The following is an 18,192-nucleotide window of genomic DNA, read 5'->3' as shown; positions in this document are numbered from 1 at the left end:
AATTTACTGACTTTAAAGTTTAAAATACTAAACAAAAATAACTTAATATTTTGTCCAACTTTTTGGGTGCAGTACCATGAAGATAAAATAACAGGAGGTTTTTCTTATGAAAAAATGGTCTACAAAGGACATTATTATTTTAGCCTTAATAGGTTTCTTATTTGGAGGCATATTTCTTGCTGCAGGATGGGTTTACGCTGGATTAGAGGCTGCACTTACTCCGCTAGGTTACCAACCTTTCGCAAATGAGATTCTATTCGGGCTTTGGGTTATGGCTGCACCTGTCGCTGCTGTATTGGTTAAAAAACCAGGGAGTGCAACTTTAGGTGAAGTTCTAGGGGCATTGGCTGAGATGCTATACGGTTCATTTTTCGGAGCTGGAGTTATCATATCAGGTATAGTACAAGGATTAGGATCAGAGTTCGGATTTTTAGTTACTAAGTATAAACGTTATGATTCTAGATCTTTATTCCTATCTGCAATAGGTATTACACTTTCTAGCTTTGTCTTTGAATATTTCAAACTTGGTTACGAAGCTTATTCTATAGGATTAATTCTAGCATTATTAGTTGTTCGTTTTATCTCAGTGGTGATTTTTGGCGTTATCTGTGTAAAACTTATTCTAAATATCGTTAATAAAGTTCAAAAAAGCGGTAATGAGTAATGAACATTATAGAAATCGTTGATTTTTCTCTAAAAATTAAAGATAAAGTCTTATTTGATAATGTTAATCTAAAGATAAAAGAGCACAGTTGGCTAGTTTTAACAGGAAATATCGGTAGTGGCAAATCTACCCTACTTCGAACAATTTGTAAATTAAATAAGGAAAAATACGACGGACTCATAACTTACAAAGAAAAAAATATAGTTGATATACCTATGCAAGAACATGTTAGGCACATAGGGTATGTGATGCAACACGCTATTAATCAGTTTGTTATGCCTACTTTAGAAGAAGAGATAATCTTTGCTTTAGAAAATCTATGTCTAGAAACACAGGTTATTAATGAAAAACTAGAGTATGCTCTATCAATCACTAAAACAAAAGAACTCGCAAAGAAACATATCCATACATTATCTGGAGGAGAACGTCAACGTGCAGCATTTGCTGTTGCTTTAGCGATGGGGAGTGAAATATTAATATTAGATGAACCTTTTGCAAATGTTGATAAGAAAACTCGTAGCTCTCTATTAACTTTACTTAAAGACTTAAACAATCAAGGTGTGACAATAATAGTTTGCGATCACGAATATCAACTGTATTTAAACTATGCAGATACTTTCTATTATCTTTCTAATGGGAGTTTGGAATTAATAGAAAACCCAAGCATAAAAACTACAACTATAAATCTAGCTAAAAACTTACAAACAGAAGAATTACTTAAACTTAAAGAAGTCATTATTACTCAAGGGAACAAAAAATTATTAAACACAACAAACTTTACAATACACAAAGGAATTACCACACTAACAGGAGATAACGGAACAGGAAAAACAACACTACTACATGCTATCTCCCAGCTAAAAAAATATAAGGGAAATATTTATTTTAAAGATACCAAAGTGAAAAAATCAAGAAAGTTATATAGAAAACTAAGTACTTGCTTACAAGACGCCTTTCAGCAATTCATTAGTTTAATGCCACGAGAAGAAATATCTATGCAAAAAGATATTTGGGAACATGCTCACGTGTGGCAAAAAAAGCTTTTAGAAGAATTTGATTTAGAAAAAGAACTCGATAAAAGTTTATATTATTATAGCGGTGGCCAAAGAAAACTTATTCAACTTATGTGTTTATTAAGTCAAAAAACTGAGCTGTTGCTGTTAGATGAACCTTTTACTCATCTAGATGAAAGGGCCTGTTCATTCATCATGGATTGGATAGAAGAGAATAAGGAGCTTGTAGGTCAATCATTTATTATTGTTAGTCATAGATTAGAACCGCTAAATAATAGAAGTGATTACCATATTGAAATCTCAAATAATACTTTACATTGTATAACGGAGGATAATTATGGAAAAGAAAATAATTAGTCCTACTCTTACTCTTATAATAATGTTATTAACTATTTGGATTTCGTTTAGTAAATTACTAGCTCTAAATATTACTATAATATGTACAACAATAGTTTTATTAGTTTCGTCAAAATATTGGAATAAGTTACTAATTTTTCTATTCCTACCACTTCTACCTGCAATAGGTTCTGCCTGGGCTATTATTGTTCAAACTTCTAATTATAAATACGCTCTTTTAATTTTTACTAGAACATATAGTTTTGCAGGATTAGGTTTAATTTTAGCAACATACATTTCTCTAGTGGAACTATTAAAATATCTTGAACAACATGGACTTTCATCTAATGTAGTCTATGGTCTTCTAGTAGTTATTCAAGCATTGCCAAGAATACAATACGAAACCCAAATGATTACAAAATCAAGTCGACTTAGGGGTATCTTCTTACCTTTTTGGTCACCTTACTACTATGCAAAAGCTATATTTATAGCTTTAACTTGGCAGCCTCAAATATCTGAAGCGATGACAGTACATGCCTATGAAGACTTTAAAAAACGAACTCACTATAATAAATATATAATCGATAAAAACAAAAGTATATTTATTATATTACTTTTCTCTATACTTTTATCTCTATTATTAGTACTAAATAAATAGAAAGAAGCCATCATGAAAATCACTCCATGATGGCTTTTATATATCTAAAAAATAAAAAAACTGGCGGGAATGTGTGGGAATCGAACCCACCCAAGAGGCTCTTAACCCCTCATACTAGTTTTGAAGACTAGAGAGCACACCAGAACTCATCCACTCCCAAGTATGTTTATATTATACAATAAATATTGCAAAAATGCAAGATGATATGTTAACGTATACAGAATACTATTCTATTTGTGAAATCACAAGTGTTCTCATATTCCATATTTATACCACTTACAACTGGTTTTTTACCACTTACCTAAAAGCTATTAATTTTTACGTTGAAATAATATATAATATACCTATAAACATTTAGAAAGGAGACAATATGAAAATTAACATAGAATTAGATTCAACGCTTAAAGACATCGAACTTGTTATTAAGACACCTGACTTAAATAATGATGTAATATTAATTAAAGAACTAGTTGAAAAAGCTTTATTAAATTCTCAAAAAATAATTTTCTATAAAGGTGACTCAGAATATTTCATCCCACTCGAATCAATATTATTTTTTGAAACTTCTGATAATAAGGTATATGCTCATACTACAGATGAATTCTTCGAAGTGAAGTTTAAATTGTATGAATTAGAAAAGATGATTCCATTTTATTATTGTCGAATTTCTAAGAGCTCTATAATAAATACAAAAGTAATTTATTCGCTAGAAAAATCTTTTTCTGGTTCTAGTACCGCTTCTTTTTCAAATTCTAAAAAGCAGGTTCATATTTCAAGACATTACTATAAAATATTGAAAGATAAATTAAAAGAAATGAGGTAAAAATAAATGAGACGAAGTTTTATTGGATTATTTTTTATACTAGTTGCTATAACTACTCTACTTGATGGTTTTAGTATTTTCCCAAACGGATCAATTTTTCTCGCTATATGTACTGTTGTACTTGGATTTTTTGCTGTTCGAGGTTTAATGGATTTTGATTCTTTTGGAACAATATTCCCACTTGCATTATTATTCTATGTGTACAATAAAAATTATCACTTTGCAAACATATCAGGATGGAAAATATTCTTTGTGGCAGTTTTTCTTAGTCTTGGTATATCTATGTTTGTACCTAGAAAATATAAATATAGAGAATTCAAAAAATTCCATAAAAGTAAAAAACATCAAAAGATAGAAAATGGCTATGATTATTCTGATGTAACCTTTGGCGAAAATACACAGTATATTGATATTAGTAAATCTGATTCATTCTCTGCTTCTACGACATTCGGGACTACTACTATCTACTTTGAAAAATTAGATACTTACCCTATAAAAAACTTTGAACTTAATGTTTCGATTTCTTTTGGTAATCTGAAAGTTTATTTACCAAAAGAATGGACAATCGAAAATAATACAAATAACTTCTTAGGAAAAGTTCAAAAAAACTCTCACAACATCGGTAAAGATGTAAAAATCATTCTAAATGGTTCGGTAACTTTTGGAGAAGTTGAAATAATTCATATATAAAAAAATAACTCTCAAGACATTAAATCTCTTGAGAGTTTTCTTTGTTATTTTCTGCTTTCTTTTGTTGTTCTCTTTTTTCTACTAACTTAGATAAATAGATAGAACCAACAGTTAATAAAATTACTAATAATGAGGCTATTAAAAATTCTTTACTAAAGACATTTGTACTAGTAGCTCCAAAGTTTAAAAATACTACTGTTCCTGGAATTATTCCAAGTACACTCGCTATCATATATTTTGTTAAACTTATATTAGTTAAACCATATCCATAATTTATCATATTATATGGCACTAAAGGAATAAGTCTCAAAATTACTAGACTCATCATCAACTTCTCATCACTAACATTAAAGATTCTATCATGTTGCTTCGGTGTCATTTTTTTCTTAAGGTAGTTTTTCACCCATTCGCGTCCAAAACGACGAGAAATTACAAACATAATATAACAATTCAATGAAGCTCCAACAAAAGTTAGTAAACTTCCCTCGACAAAACCAAACGCTACTCCTCCAGCAACTGCAAGTATTGGAACCGGAAAGAAAAATACCGGTAAGAACATAAACATTAATACATAAATAATTGGTGCTAGTACACCAAAACTTTGAATAAACTCAGTCATTACTCTCCTCCTATTTAAAGTATGCTGATACTTTTTCTAAAAATTCTAATTCAATATATGAGGCTATTTTTTTAAATGTACTATCATCCATCAACATTTTATCATTTTCACTATACTGTTTAAACGCCATACTACACCATGTCACACCTCTTAGACAATTAAATATTAAATATCTTTCAAATCGTTCTTTATCAAATGTACGATATTTACTATATTCTTCTAAAAATTCATCAATTTCTGCTTTCAATAAAATAATATCCGTCTTCCAAAATGTTGTCGTCGGTGCCAGAAAATGAGCTAAATCTTGTTCACACTCTCCTATTAATGCCTTCTCCCAATCAATAACATAACTATCTTCTTTTCCTTCTCCAATCAGGAAGTTTCCTGAATTTAGTTCGGTGTTTATAATACATGGATTAGCTATACTATATTTTTCAGGTATAAGCGTCTGACATTTTTCTAAGAAAGTATTGATATACGAGCTAACTTTTTTATCAGCCTTATCCCAAGATAAATATTCACCCGACATTTGTCTACATTCATCAAACATCAGTTGAAATGGATTCGCTGCATTGATTAAATTGTTGTCACCATATGGTGTATTGTGAACCTTACTTAATAAATAAGCTGCAATATCCATATCCGTTTTGTAATTAAGTGTTCTACCTTCTAAAAACTCCATCGTTAAATATTTATATGGCAATAAACTTGTTTCCGTCACTAGTTCATACGGTTTTGGTGTAACTCCACTATCTTTCAACAATTGTAGAGTCTCATATTCATACTCTATTTGATTCTCAAGATTCATCTGACTCTTCATATTTATTCTAAGAACTTTTTTAAAATTCTTATCGTCAAAGGTAAAATTAATATTATATTCTCCCGCACCTAATAACTCAATATTCTCATATCCTGTTTCCGCAAGTAGAAGGTCTTCTTTTGTATCGATATCAAGTCCACTTTCACCTAGATAATAGCTTAATTTCTGCTCTTTACAAACAGAAAGTAAATTCTCTAAAACACTATTGTCACCATAACTAGGGAGATTAAATACCTCCTTAGTAGCTTTCTTCATTCCTATTAAAAAGTACCCACCGTCAATACTAGGATTTATAACAATATCAAAATTATCTAATTTCTCAAAAGCAGTATTAATCATATCTTTTTTTAGATTATAGATATCAGAACCTAATAAAATCACCTTGTCACTAGTTTTCAATTCTGCTTCAATAGCATTATACATCTTATCACCAAGTGTTTTTCCTTCTTGATAAGAAAATTTCCTCTTTTCTAGAATATCCTTCATCGTATTATCATCACTATTTTGACCATCGTGATAAACTACTAATTCTTCTCCGCTTTCTTTTAAAAGTCTATAATTCAATTTCATTAATTTTTTTTGAATTTCGATAGCATTTTCTAGTGAAACAAAGTCATATAACCTTGTTTTTGTCGTACCCACCTTCGGTACTCTTGTAAAAAATATTATTTTGTTTTTCATCTCTGAAATTTTTCCTTTAATAAACTCTCTTAAATTATTCTAATTTCACAATCGATTTTACATATAAAAAAGGGAGACTCAATAACAATATCTCTAATTGAAATTTCTATTTTGAGTCACCCTTGTACGTTAAATATTAATGATTATGCCCTGAATGATCATCTTTCTTCTCTGAAGAGTGATTGTGTCCTTCGTGACCTTTGTGTTCACCATGTCCATCTTTACAATGTTCACAGTGCCCTTCCTTATGCTCTGAACCTTTTACTGCAGCGCTTGGATCTTTACAGCAATCTGCAATTTCAAATTTATAGCTGTGCTCTTTAGTTCCATCAATTGCATTAAATACATTTTTATATCCTAAATCAATAAGTTTTTGAGCAACTACTGAAGAACTATTTCCAGTAGAACTGTACACATATATCGGTAGTTCTTTATTTTCTGGTAAAATTGATTTTAAATCATCTAATTTTTTAACATCAATGTTTTTAGCACCTGCTGCGTGACCTTTTTCAAAATCAGCTTTATCTCTTACATCTAAGAATACATTGTTTGAAGCTGTATCTAATAATGCATCTTGGAATTTACCACTACTTAATGATGAATATTTCACAAGATCATAGCTATAATCTTTTACATTTTGAGCTCCAGATACATCTTTAAATCCTTGTTTTGTTAGTTTTTCTACAGCATCTTTTGTTGTATCAGATTTATCACTATAAACAACTACTTTCTTCTCTCTCCACGTACGGATTTCTTCGATGCTTTTTTCTATTTTTGATAATGGAATGTTAATTGCATGTTTAAGGTGTCCTTCTTTATAAGACGCCTCATCTCTTACATCTACAACTAGATAATTTTCTTTTTCCTTATCATCTTTTTGAATTTTGTTTAACTCTTCACCTTTTAATTCTTTTACAGATGAAGTAGTTGAACATCCTACTAAAGCTAATGATAACACTGCTGACATACTTACAGCTAAAAACTTATTATATTTCATTTGTTTTTCTTCCTCTCCTTATTTAATAAAAGACAAGGTAATACCTTAAATTTTTTGTATATTTATGTAGAACCTTGTCTTCTATTAGTATAACTTATAAATAATTTTTTTTCTAACAAACAGTTTTATTTTTCACTGTTTTTTATAATATCTCTTTAAAATTTGTATTCGTGTTCTTTTGTACCATCCCATGCGTTATACACATTTGTATAACCAAGTTCTACAGCTTTTTGTGCTGCTTTTGAAGAACGATTTCCGCTATAGCAATACGTATAAACTGGTGCATTTTTATCTGCTGGTAATAGTGCTGCTAAATCTTTATCAACATTTTTTACATCAATATTTTTAGCTCCTGCTACATGAGATTTTTCGTAATCTTTAGCTTCACGAACATCAATAAATGTTCCTTCTTTTTTATCGATTGCCGCTTGGAAGTCACTTGCTAACAATGTTGTAAATTTAACTATTTCATAGTCTTTATAGTCTTTGACACCTTGTGCATTAGAAACTTTTTTGAATCCTGCTTTTACAAGTTTATCAGCAGCTTCTTTACTTTTCTTACCAGTATTACAAACTGTTACTACTTCTTTATCTTTCCATGCGCTTAAGTGCTCCGCATGTTTTTCAATATCAGCTAATGGAATATTAATAGCGTGTTTTACATGCCCCTCTTTGTATTCTTTAGCATCTCTTACATCGATAACAAGGTATTTTTCTTTTTCTTTGTCATCTTTTTCAATTTTATTTAATTCTTCTCCTTTTAGTTCTTTTACAGCAACTGTCCCATTGTTACTGCTTGAGCTACTATTCGAAGCTGAAGAACAACCTGCTAAAGATAAAGATAAAACGGCTGCCATACTGACAACTAATAATTTATTGTATTTCATAATTTTAACTCCTTTGTTATTGTTTTCATACATAGTATAACAAATCAAATTCATTCAATCAACATCATAAATTAGAGAAACAAAGAAATATTTTACTTTTTTATCAAAGCTTCAACTTTACATAAAAATAAAATAAAGCCTATAAATAAAACTATTTATAAACTTTATTTAACACCTTATTTTTTTTATACTTTCGTTATATTCAGAAAAATAATAATATTTTTACACCTTATCTAATTCTGTAAAAAGTTGTTTAATGTTCTTAACTTTATACCCTGTATAAACTTTTAACTCATCATCAAAATGCCATTTTTTTTCAACTAAACATGTTTTCATCCCTAATTTCTTAGCTGGATTTATGTCATGATATAAGGAATCACCAATCATCATAGTCTCCTCAGGTAATATTTCCTCAGATTCTAACACATTTAGAAATGCTCCCTCTTTTGGCTTACTAATATGTTTTTCACCGGATATATATAACTTAAAAACATTTTCTAAACCTAATTTTTTCAGTTTCATTCTTTGTTCTTTTGATTTTCCATTCGTCAAGATAATCATATTGTACTTATTTCTATTTTTATTAATCCACAAATTCACCTCTTCATCCGGTTCAATCAATGCTGAGATAAATTCGAACTGCTTGTCATAATAAAACTTACACTCTTCTTCCGTAAGATCTAACCCTAATTTTTCTAAAGTTAATTTTAACCGCTTATTTCTTAGTTCTACTAAACGTAATTTCCCTTGAACTATTTCTTCTACTAATTTATTATTGATACTCTTATATAACTTAAAAAACTCATCATAGCTAATCAATTTATCATATTCTAAATATTCAAATACTAGTCTATTAGATTTTTTCCATATATGACTAAAGTCATACAAAGTATTATCTAAATCAAAAATTAAATTTTTTATCTCAGTCATCAACTTCACCTCCAATCTTAATGATGAATATTATTTATATTGTACATTTGAAAAAGCTAAATTCCAAGTAAAATCACTTGGAACCTAGCTTTTATTTTTCTTCTTCTAAATATCTTACTACAGGTCTTGCTTCATAAACTATAGTCCCATCTGGAATACTATGTTTTACTACTGCATTAGCTCCAATTTTAGAATCTTTACCAATTGTAATATTTCCTAAAACTTTTGCTCCAGCACCTATCATAACATTATCCCCAATAGTAGGATGCCTTTTTATCGGATCTAATGTGGTTCCCCCTAAAGTAGTTCCATGATACATAGTTACATTATCTCCGACTACTGCTGTCTCTCCGATAACTACTCCCATCCCATGATCAATAAACAAGCCTTTACCGATTTTTGCTCCAGGATGTATCTCTATTCCGGTTAACCTTCTTGCTCTTTTTGATAAAAGACGAGCCATTGTATGCCAACCTTTTTTGTATAATTTATGTGAAAAGTAATGATAGTTTAGCGCCTTTATGTGAGGATATGTAAGATAAATCATAAGTTTCGACTCTGCTGCAGGATCGTCTTTTAAAACTCGATTTAAATTGTAATTTAAATTATCAAAATAACCCATTACACTTCTACATGTGTAACATCTTTGAAGTCAAGGACAGATAAATATTTATCAACCCCATCAGGTAAGATAGTTACAATGTTTTTACCAGGGTATTTTTCTGCTACTTTCTTAGCTCCAACTATTGCTGCTCCTGATGAAATACCAATACCTATTCCAGTAGAACGCAAGAAATTTTTAGTTTCTTCTATTGCCTCATCACTTGTTACTGTATAAACCTCATCCATATATTCTTTTTGGAAGTTTTCTGGAATAAATCCTGTTCCAATACCTTGAATTTTGTGTGATCCTCCATGTCCTTCACTAATAGCTGGTGACTCTGCTGGTTCTACAGCAACTGCTAATACCTCTGGTTTATTTTCTTTTAAATATTTAGCAACACCTGTAAATGTTCCTCCAGTCCCAACTCCAGCAACAAAGATATCAATATTAGGTACTTGTTCTAATATTTCACGTCCTGTTGTTTTGTGGTGATACCCTGGGTTAGCAGGGTTATCGAATTGACTTAGAGAAATTGCATTGCTATATTTCTCACGAATTTCTGCAGCTTTTTCGATTGAACCTTTAATTCCTAATTCTTTTGGTGTTAAAATTAATTGTGCTCCATATGCTTTAATAATATTACGTCTTTCAATACTCATGCTTTCCGGCATAATTACCACAGCTTTTAATCCTAAAACAGAAGCTAAAATAGCTACAGCTATACCTGTATTACCACTAGTTGGCTCAACAAGGATAGTATCTTTATTAACCGCACCTTGAGAAATAGCCTCTTCTAACATACCAAGCACAGCTCTATCTTTAACGCTTCCTCCTAGATTATATTTTTCTAGTTTCACAAAAATATTTGTGTTATCTAGTTGATATACGGGTGTGTTACCCACGAATTTTAATGATGATGAAATCATAAAATCCCTCCTCTTCTGACTTTATAATAAATAACTTTTGTTATTTGAATAAAATTATAACATAAGTTCTTAATGAAAATAAAGTAATTAATCTGACTTTTTTTATCGTTTTCATTTCTATTTTATTATTTAATTTTTAAAAAATATGATAATACTAATATAATAAATTATAAAATTCAACTTCTTAGTCCTTTTCTCTCAATAATTAATTATATAAATTACTACAATTCTTCCAAAAATATTACTGAAAATATATAATAAAAAACATAACAAGTAAAAATAATTACTCATTATGTTTAATTATATTGTTCATATCATTCGGTAAATTTGTATATACATTTACTTTTTCTCCAGAAATTGGATGAATAAACGCTAAGTTACTGCAATGAAGTGCTTGCCTACTTATTAAGCTAACATCTCCTCCATAGAGCTCATCACCAAGTAATGGATATCCTAGATACTTCATATGCACCCTTATTTGGTGAGTTTTTCCTGTATAGAGTTTTAATTTAACAATACTAATATTATTGTTAAAGACATGTCTTTCTAACCAATATTCAGTTTTAGCATACTCTCCGCCTTCTCCCACCTCACGTTCTATAATACTAGAACTCACTCGACGTATAGGAGCTTCAACAATACCATAATCTTTTATTTTCCCATTTATTAACGCCGTGTAATACTTATCTATCTCCATATTGCTAAATAATGCATGGATATGTCGGTGTTTAGCTATTAATACTAAACCAGATGTGTTTTTATCAAGGCGCGTTACTATATGAGGAATTGAATTAATATTTTTCTCTCTAAAATAGTAATTTACTCTCTCTAACAATGACTCATCTTCGGCATTCCTAGATGGTATTGAAGGTAGATTAATTTCTTTGTTCACAATTAAAAAATAAGCATCTTCATATACAATTTCGATAGGTTTATCTATAAATCTGACAAAGTCACTATAATTTTCACTAGGAAGAGTAATTTCTACAATATCGCCTTTTTTTAAGATATATCTGACATTTTCTTCCTTGCTATTTACTTTTATACTGCCATCATTATCAAACTTTATTCTAATAAGAGTTTTTCTTGAAATATTGTTTTCTAGAAGAAATTCCCTTAATACTTGTTCATTTTTAACTACATATTTCAAAATAATATTAGTCATTTTTTATAAATGATCTCTTCACTCGTTGCCAAAAACTGTCATCATTATAACGAATAAAAGAAACTTTCTTATCCTTTGCTAGAGTAATTTTTATTTTTGAAACACTGTCATAATTAAAGTGCATATGATCTACTGTAATACGATGATTTTCCTTATCTATCGGTTTTATCATAAGTTCGTCATCTTGAGATAGTATTAAAGGATTTCCTAATGTTCTATAAACAAGATTATTTAATGCTGCGATTTCGGTCACTTGATATAATGGTAACTGTGGGTGAATTACCGCTCCACCTAAACTCTTGTTATATGCAGTTGAACCTGTAGGCGTACTAATACATAGCCCATCACCTCTAAAACTTTCAAAATGGACACCATTAATATATACCTTAGCCGAATACGTGCTTCCAGTATGATTATTAACTGTAATTTCATTTAAAGAATAATAATCTGAAACTAAATCTCCATTTGAACAATATGCTTTTACTCTTAATAAAGGATATTCTTCAATTTTCGGTTTTAAAGCTAACATATCAAAAAAGATTCTTTCATAATTTTGAACTGAGTAGTCTGTATAAAATCCTAAGTGCCCTGTGTGAATAGATAAGAATTTGATATTATCTAAATTATCCATATACTTATTAAATGTTCGCAGCACAGTTCCATCTCCACCAACCGCAAAAACATAGTCAGGATTCTCTTTATCTTCTTTCATATCACTAGATAAAAGAAACTCTTTTAACTTCAAACCAATCTTTTCTGATATTTCGTCATGTCTGACTTCTACACTAAATTTACCTTCTAACATTTTGATCTTCACCCATTATTTTTTCATAGTTTTCTAACCATACATCTGCAAAATCTGGTGCAAGCGCTCCGTGATTTTTATCAATCCATTCTTGAAGTTTGTTTACATTATATTTTAATATTTTATCTATTTTTTCACCATACTGATAACGTGCTTTATTTTGATTATATTCGTCTTCATCTAGTAAGAAATATTTTCCATCTGGATATTTTTTTATATCTAAATCATAGTCAATATATTTTACTCCATCTACGTCATATGCAAATGGACTACTTAAATTCGAATAATAGTGAACTCCATCTTCTCTAAACATACAAATTATATTAAACCAACATTCATTATGGAAATAAACTAGTGCTATCTCTTTTGTAACCCATGTTCTTCCATCACTTTCTGTCACAAGAGTTCTGTTGTTTGCTAAAATCAGAACTTGTTCATCCGCTTCTAGTACAACATTCTTGTGCCAAATTCTATGAATAGATCCATCATGTTTATACGCTATAATTTTTACTACATCACCTTTTTTAGGCTTTTCTCCTCTGTACATAGTTCCTCCTTTCATACTCATTTTTAATGTCTTTTTAATTATAACATATTTAATATATTTCATTCTACTGTAATAACTATTTTTTTATAAATTTCTCAAACTCATCAATATGTGATTTTTTTAATAACAAAAAAGCAACTTCAAAATTCTTTTTAAAATCAATTTTGAAATTGCTTTTTGTATTAATATTCTATTCGTAATCGATTACTCCAAGGGCAATCTTAGCATAACGTGACATTTTGTCTTTTGTCCATGCTGGTTCCCAAACTAGATTTACATCTACTTTTTCTATCTCATCAACACCTAACATTGCTGTCTCAACTTGCTCGATGATAATTGGAGCTAAAGGACAACCCATAGATGTCAGTGTCATATCGACGATAGCGTGCTTATTATCATCACTCATCTTAACATCATATACTAACCCTAGGTTCATAATATCGATACCAAGTTCAGGGTCTATTACATTTTCTAATGCTTCTATTACTCTATCTTTTAATGTTTCCATTTTCTCGCCTCTTTCCTTTAATTTTTAGTGCTACTCAAATTTATTTATTTGGATTTTCTATAATTACAGCTCCATCTTCTGTTCCTTTTATGCATAGTTTACACATGTTTAAAAATAGTCCATATTCTACTACTCCAACTATGCTTTCAAGTTTTTCTTTTACAGCTTTAATATCAAATCCATAACCCAAGTGTAAATCTACAATATAATTATTGTTGTCTGTTATAAGAGTAGCTCCATCTTTTAATCTTAACACTGGATTTAAGCCCGCTTCTTCCATTTTTCTAATAGTATGACTATATCCAAATGGCAATATCTCTACAGGTAGGTTAAAGTTCCCCAGTTTTTCTACATCTTTACTTTCGTCATAGATCCAGATTACTTCACGAGCAATATCAGCAACTATTTTTTCTCTAAATAACGCTGCTCCTCCACCTTTTATCGCATTAAAATCTTTATCAATTTCATCTACTCCATCAACAGCAAGATCAATGTGATCAATTTCTTCTAATTCTTTGATTGTAAGACCAAGGCTTTTAGCTAGTTCAACCGTTTGGATAGACGTTGATACCATTTCTATATTCAATCCCTCTCTTACTTTATCAGCTAGTGCATGCACAAAATAAAATACCGTCGAACCAGTCCCTAAACCAACGATCATACCATCTTTTACATAATCTACAGCCTTTTTACCAACAACTTCTTTTAAATTCATTTCGAATCCCCTCTTTTGTATATATATTACTCTTAAATTATTTATATTCTACTAATAAATATTTTTTCTTACCACGTCTAAGTACAGTGAAGTTATCTTCAAGTCTGTCTTTAGCTTCTACAACATACTCTAAGTCTGTAACTTTATCACCATTCACATAAACAGCTCCATTGTTTACATCTTCACGAGCTTGACGTTTTGATTGAACTAGATTACTTTCAACTAGGAAATCTACGATATTGTATTCTTTTTTCTCTAATTCAGATTTTGGCATACCTTTAACAGCTGCTTTTAATTCATCGTGAGTTAGTTCTTTAATGTTTCCTGAAAATAATGCTTTTGTAATGTTTAATGCACTTTCTAATGCTTTTTCACCATGAACAATTTTCACCATTTCTTCTGCTAATGCTTTTTGAGCAAGGCGTAAGTGCGGCTCTTTTTCTGAACTTTCTCTTAATGCTTCAATTTGGTCTTTTTCTAAGAATGTGAATTTTTTAAGTGCAGGTACTACTTCTGTATCTGCTGTATTGAACCAGAATTGATAAAACTCATACGGTGTCGTTTGTTCTGGATCTAGCCATACTGCTCCACCAGTTGATTTACCGAATTTAGTTCCATCTGATTTTAACATTAATGGGATAGTAAATCCGTATGCTTCTACATCACCACGAAGTTTTCTCATAATTTCTAATCCAGTAGTAATGTTACCCCATTGATCCGAACCACCAATTTGTAATTTAACATTATGGTGTTCATTTAAATAAGCATAATCCATACCTTGTAAAATTGTATAACTGAATTCTGTGAAAGATAATCCATTATCTAATCGACTTGAAATAGAATCCTTCGCTAGCAGGTAATTAATATTTACTAATTTTCCGTAATCACGTAAAAATTCAATCATAGATATTTTTCCTAACCAGTCTCGGTTATTTACGAATTCAATATTGTCATCTCCTCGGAAAATATTGCGAAGTTGTCCTTCAAGGCGACGAGCGTTATCTTCAATTACCTCAAGACTTTGTAATTGGCGTTCTTCACTGCGTCCTGAAGGATCACCTATAATACCAGTTCCTCCACCTACTAGAATGACAGGCTTATGCCCATGTTGTTGAAATCTTTTTAATGTTAAAAATGGTAGTAAGTGTCCAATGTGTAATGAGTTACCAGTTGGATCCGTACCACAGTAAATTGACACACTTTCTTTTTCTAATAATTCTTTAATTCCTTCTTCATCAGTTTGCTGATAAACTAAATCTCTATATTTTAAATCTTCTAATAATTTACTCATTAAAATGCCTCCATATCATTTTTAATACACTTACCTCAATTATATCATATTTTTTACTTTTTCTTTTATCTTTTTCTTATATTTAAAGATAAAAATGAACGACACTAAAAACCAGATTTTTATAGAATCATGTTTTTAACATCGTTCATTAAAATTTATAAAATACTAAAAAAGATTTTTTAGAACATATTCAGCCTTTACTAAATTTCTGATACAACATATTAGCTGCAATTTATTCTACAGTGTATACTAATCTTTTCATTATTTTTTATTATATTACTTTGTTTTTAGTATTAGCTTTTAAGAAGTTATAGTATTCATCACTAGCAAATACATTATCTTTGTTTTTTGGATCTAGTCTCCATTTTTCATATTCTTCTTTGGAAACAGGATAATCTAATGGGTTAAACCAACTAGTAACGTGTAACATTGCTACTGTAGGTTTGTTTTTTGAACCTAGATAATCTTTTAATCCTTGTCTATAGCTGAATGCAAAAATTGGATGAGGAACATCATTTAAAATTAATGCTCTATGTCTTGGACTAGACATCCATCCATCAAATACATCTTTAATAATTGCATCAAGAGTTGTTAGGAAGTACAAATCTCCCCAGTTACCTTGTAGTGCATTTTCACCAGCAATATTATATCGGTGATTATCAGGACTAGTACCTGTTAAATCAATTCCTTTATCAGAATATACAGTATACCAGCTTCGACCATCAGGGCGTTTATGTTTACCTTCTTTTTTACCTAAATAACGAGAACTACCATAATCTGCCATTTCTTTTGCTCTTTCATTTACCATATCTTGAACAAATTTATCAATTTTAACATTATTGAATACGTTGTCAAACGCACTAACAGCAGGAGTAAGACCAGCTTTCACTCTTTCAACATTAGCTAAATCAATAAATTTTTTATTAATTTCTAGTTGGTTTTTCAACGCATAGTCATTGATTATTTTTTGTACACCAGCAGGATTATTTACTTTGTTAAAGTATTGACCTAAGTTTAACTTATTGAATAATTTATAATTTTCAGGGTCTTTTAATTTTTCTACTACAGATGTAACATCAACATTACCATTTGCTGTGCCAAAAAGTTTAGTTAATGCATCAGTTTGTTCTGAAGTTACAAACCAATTATTTTCAGTATCTAATACGAAATATGTATCAGTTGTTGCTTGAGGAACTTTTGTACCAATTTCAACAACTTCGTTCACAGCTTCGATACGATCAACATTTTGTTCAGTACCTTGTTTTACAAGTTTATCACCTTCATAAATATCATCACGTACTACTTTATAAGAACCATTTTTTCCTGCTGTTAATACATTTCTTGTACCTTTAGCAAGTTGATTATTATATCTAGTTACAGTTTTAAATTTAATTGTTTCTGTACGGACGTTAACACGTTTTGTTGTTTGTTTTACTTTTGTTCCAATCTCAACAACTTCGTTCACAGCTTCAATTCGATCGATATTTTGTTCAGTACCTTGTTTCACAAGTTTATTACCTTCATAAATATCATCACGAACAACTTTATAAGAACCATTTTTTCCTGCTGTTAATACATTTCTTGTACCTTTAGCAAGTTGATTATTATATCTAGTTACAGTTTTAAATTTAATTGTTTCTGTACGGACGTTGATACGTTTTGTATTTTTGTTATCTACCTTAGCGATAGCATATTTTCCATTTACAAAGTAATGCGTTCCGGCATTATCTTTCCCATATCCTGTAAATTTCTTACCATTTTGGAAAAAATACCAATCTGTTCCATCATCATACCACCAGTTCGCATATTTTCCATTTACAAAGTAATGTGTCCCGGCATTATCTTTCCCATATCCTGTCAACTTCTTACCATTTTGGAAGAAGTACCAATCTGTTCCGTCATCATACCACCAGTTCGCTACTTTCCCATCTACATAATATACTCCATTAACATATCCTCTTGTTGGAGCTTTTTTCTCTTCTGCATATTTCCCATTTACAAAGTAATGGACTCCGGCATTATCTTTCCCATATCCTGTCAACTTCTTACCATTTTGGAAGAAGTACCAATCTGTTCCGTCATCATACCACCAGTTCGCTACTTTCCCATCTACATAATATACTCCATTAACATATCCTCTTGTTGGAGCTTTTTTCTCTTCTGCATATTTCCCATTTACAAAGTAATGGACTCCGGCATTATCTTTCCCATATCCTGTCAACTTCCTACCATTTTGGAAGAAATACCAATCTTTCCCATCACTATACCACCAGTTCGCCGGTTTGTTATTGTCATAGAATATAGATCCTCTATACTCTGCATTAACATCATGACTTACTACAGTATTAACCACGACTGGTGTAGCTAATACTGTTAGCAAACTTAATCCTAATTTAACTTTGTTTTTTCTCATAAATTATTCTTCCTGATTCCTTTCTAAAAATAAATACATTCCATTTGATTATATTATATTTTTAAATTTATTTCAAAAAAATAGGTAAATTGGATATAGT

General features: G+C 30.2%; 19 protein-coding genes and 1 tRNA gene. 5 read left to right on the top strand and 15 right to left on the bottom strand.

Annotated features, from left to right (window positions below):
* The first annotated feature begins 106 nt into the window (after nucleotides 1-106).
* From JX287_RS03325 to JX287_RS03315, 3 genes are read left to right on the top strand one after another with little or no spacing between them, the layout of a single operon-like run.
* Nucleotides 107-664 carry an ECF transporter S component gene (locus tag JX287_RS03325; protein ID WP_204641920.1) on the top strand — a complete coding sequence of 186 codons (558 nt, stop codon included), beginning with the start codon at nucleotides 107-109 and terminating at the stop codon, nucleotides 662-664.
* On the top strand, nucleotides 664-2,034 hold the full coding sequence (locus JX287_RS03320) for an ABC transporter ATP-binding protein (protein ID WP_204641918.1): 1,371 nt from the start codon (nucleotides 664-666) through the stop codon (nucleotides 2,032-2,034). The genes JX287_RS03325 and JX287_RS03320 overlap by 1 nt, the downstream gene beginning before the upstream one ends.
* Entirely contained in the window at nucleotides 2,015-2,671 is a 657-nt protein-coding gene (locus JX287_RS03315; RefSeq protein ID WP_204641916.1) for an energy-coupling factor transporter transmembrane component T, read from the top strand. The genes JX287_RS03320 and JX287_RS03315 overlap by 20 nt, the downstream gene beginning before the upstream one ends.
* A gap of 61 nt (nucleotides 2,672-2,732) precedes the next feature.
* Here the strand turns inward: JX287_RS03315 and JX287_RS03310 are convergent.
* Nucleotides 2,733-2,829: transfer RNA gene (locus JX287_RS03310), tRNA-Sec, on the bottom strand.
* A gap of 212 nt (nucleotides 2,830-3,041) precedes the next feature.
* On the opposite strand from JX287_RS03310, the gene JX287_RS03305 reads away from it, so the two are divergent.
* Nucleotides 3,042-3,494: a LytTR family DNA-binding domain-containing protein gene (locus JX287_RS03305; RefSeq protein WP_204641908.1), complete on the top strand. Its 453-nt coding sequence runs from the start codon at nucleotides 3,042-3,044 to the stop codon at nucleotides 3,492-3,494.
* A 6-nt stretch (nucleotides 3,495-3,500) separates the two neighbouring features.
* Nucleotides 3,501-4,184 (top strand): LiaF transmembrane domain-containing protein, encoded by a 684-nt coding sequence (locus tag JX287_RS03300; protein ID WP_204641906.1) that lies wholly within the window; start codon nucleotides 3,501-3,503, stop codon nucleotides 4,182-4,184.
* 19 nt (nucleotides 4,185-4,203) lie between these two features.
* Here the strand turns inward: JX287_RS03300 and JX287_RS03295 are convergent, their stop codons facing one another.
* The 14 genes from JX287_RS03295 to JX287_RS03230 all read right to left on the bottom strand — a co-directional run bounded on the left by JX287_RS03295 (nucleotide 4,204) and on the right by JX287_RS03230 (nucleotide 18,092).
* The gene (locus JX287_RS03295) at nucleotides 4,204-4,803 is read right to left on the bottom strand and encodes a TVP38/TMEM64 family protein (protein WP_204641904.1); all 600 of its coding nucleotides are present in this window, start codon (nucleotides 4,801-4,803) and stop codon (nucleotides 4,204-4,206) included.
* Between the two features lie 10 nt (nucleotides 4,804-4,813).
* The gene (locus tag JX287_RS03290) at nucleotides 4,814-6,304 is read right to left on the bottom strand and encodes a TIGR04282 family arsenosugar biosynthesis glycosyltransferase (protein ID WP_204641902.1); all 1,491 of its coding nucleotides are present in this window, start codon (nucleotides 6,302-6,304) and stop codon (nucleotides 4,814-4,816) included.
* Nucleotides 6,305-6,440: 136 nt separating this feature from the next.
* Nucleotides 6,441-7,301, bottom strand: a complete 861-nt coding sequence (locus JX287_RS03285; RefSeq protein WP_204641892.1) for a rhodanese-like domain-containing protein — start codon at nucleotides 7,299-7,301, stop codon at nucleotides 6,441-6,443.
* A gap of 155 nt (nucleotides 7,302-7,456) precedes the next feature.
* Entirely contained in the window at nucleotides 7,457-8,188 is a 732-nt protein-coding gene (locus JX287_RS03280) for a rhodanese-like domain-containing protein (RefSeq protein WP_204641883.1), read from the bottom strand.
* Nucleotides 8,189-8,410: 222 nt separating this feature from the next.
* The gene (locus tag JX287_RS03275) at nucleotides 8,411-9,118 is read right to left on the bottom strand and encodes an HAD family hydrolase (RefSeq protein ID WP_204641881.1); all 708 of its coding nucleotides are present in this window, start codon (nucleotides 9,116-9,118) and stop codon (nucleotides 8,411-8,413) included.
* 91 nt (nucleotides 9,119-9,209) lie between these two features.
* Nucleotides 9,210-9,740, bottom strand: coding sequence for a serine O-acetyltransferase (cysE, locus tag JX287_RS03270; protein WP_204641879.1), 531 nt, complete (start codon nucleotides 9,738-9,740; stop codon nucleotides 9,210-9,212).
* On the bottom strand, nucleotides 9,740-10,648 hold the full coding sequence (locus tag JX287_RS03265) for a PLP-dependent cysteine synthase family protein (RefSeq protein WP_204641877.1): 909 nt from the start codon (nucleotides 10,646-10,648) through the stop codon (nucleotides 9,740-9,742). Before JX287_RS03265 ends, cysE begins: the two co-directional genes overlap by 1 nt.
* A gap of 283 nt (nucleotides 10,649-10,931) precedes the next feature.
* Nucleotides 10,932-11,813, bottom strand: coding sequence for an RluA family pseudouridine synthase (locus JX287_RS03260; protein WP_204641875.1), 882 nt, complete (start codon nucleotides 11,811-11,813; stop codon nucleotides 10,932-10,934).
* Complete coding sequence (locus JX287_RS03255; RefSeq protein ID WP_003147393.1) at nucleotides 11,806-12,618, bottom strand: NAD kinase; 813 nt, start codon at nucleotides 12,616-12,618, stop codon at nucleotides 11,806-11,808. Before JX287_RS03255 ends, JX287_RS03260 begins: the two co-directional genes overlap by 8 nt.
* Complete coding sequence (locus JX287_RS03250) at nucleotides 12,605-13,165, bottom strand: DUF402 domain-containing protein (RefSeq protein WP_003147394.1); 561 nt, start codon at nucleotides 13,163-13,165, stop codon at nucleotides 12,605-12,607. The genes JX287_RS03255 and JX287_RS03250 overlap by 14 nt, the downstream gene beginning before the upstream one ends.
* Nucleotides 13,166-13,355: 190 nt before the next feature.
* Complete coding sequence (locus tag JX287_RS03245; protein WP_204641873.1) at nucleotides 13,356-13,673, bottom strand: metal-sulfur cluster assembly factor; 318 nt, start codon at nucleotides 13,671-13,673, stop codon at nucleotides 13,356-13,358.
* A gap of 40 nt (nucleotides 13,674-13,713) precedes the next feature.
* Complete coding sequence (gene rpiA / locus JX287_RS03240; protein ID WP_204641871.1) at nucleotides 13,714-14,388, bottom strand: ribose-5-phosphate isomerase RpiA; 675 nt, start codon at nucleotides 14,386-14,388, stop codon at nucleotides 13,714-13,716.
* A 37-nt stretch (nucleotides 14,389-14,425) separates the two neighbouring features.
* Nucleotides 14,426-15,679 carry a tyrosine--tRNA ligase gene (gene tyrS, locus JX287_RS03235; protein WP_204641868.1) on the bottom strand — a complete coding sequence of 418 codons (1,254 nt, stop codon included), beginning with the start codon at nucleotides 15,677-15,679 and terminating at the stop codon, nucleotides 14,426-14,428.
* A 271-nt stretch (nucleotides 15,680-15,950) separates the two neighbouring features.
* Nucleotides 15,951-18,092 (bottom strand): G5 domain-containing protein, encoded by a 2,142-nt coding sequence (locus JX287_RS03230; protein WP_204641866.1) that lies wholly within the window; start codon nucleotides 18,090-18,092, stop codon nucleotides 15,951-15,953.
* Nucleotides 18,093-18,192 lie beyond the last annotated feature (100 nt).

The organism is Gemella haemolysans, from assembly GCF_901873445.1.
Taxonomy (GTDB): Bacteria; Bacillota; Bacilli; order Staphylococcales; family Gemellaceae; genus Gemella; species Gemella haemolysans_C.
Note: the sequence above shows the minus strand (reverse complement) of the source record. Positions and strands in the feature narration are given on the sequence as shown.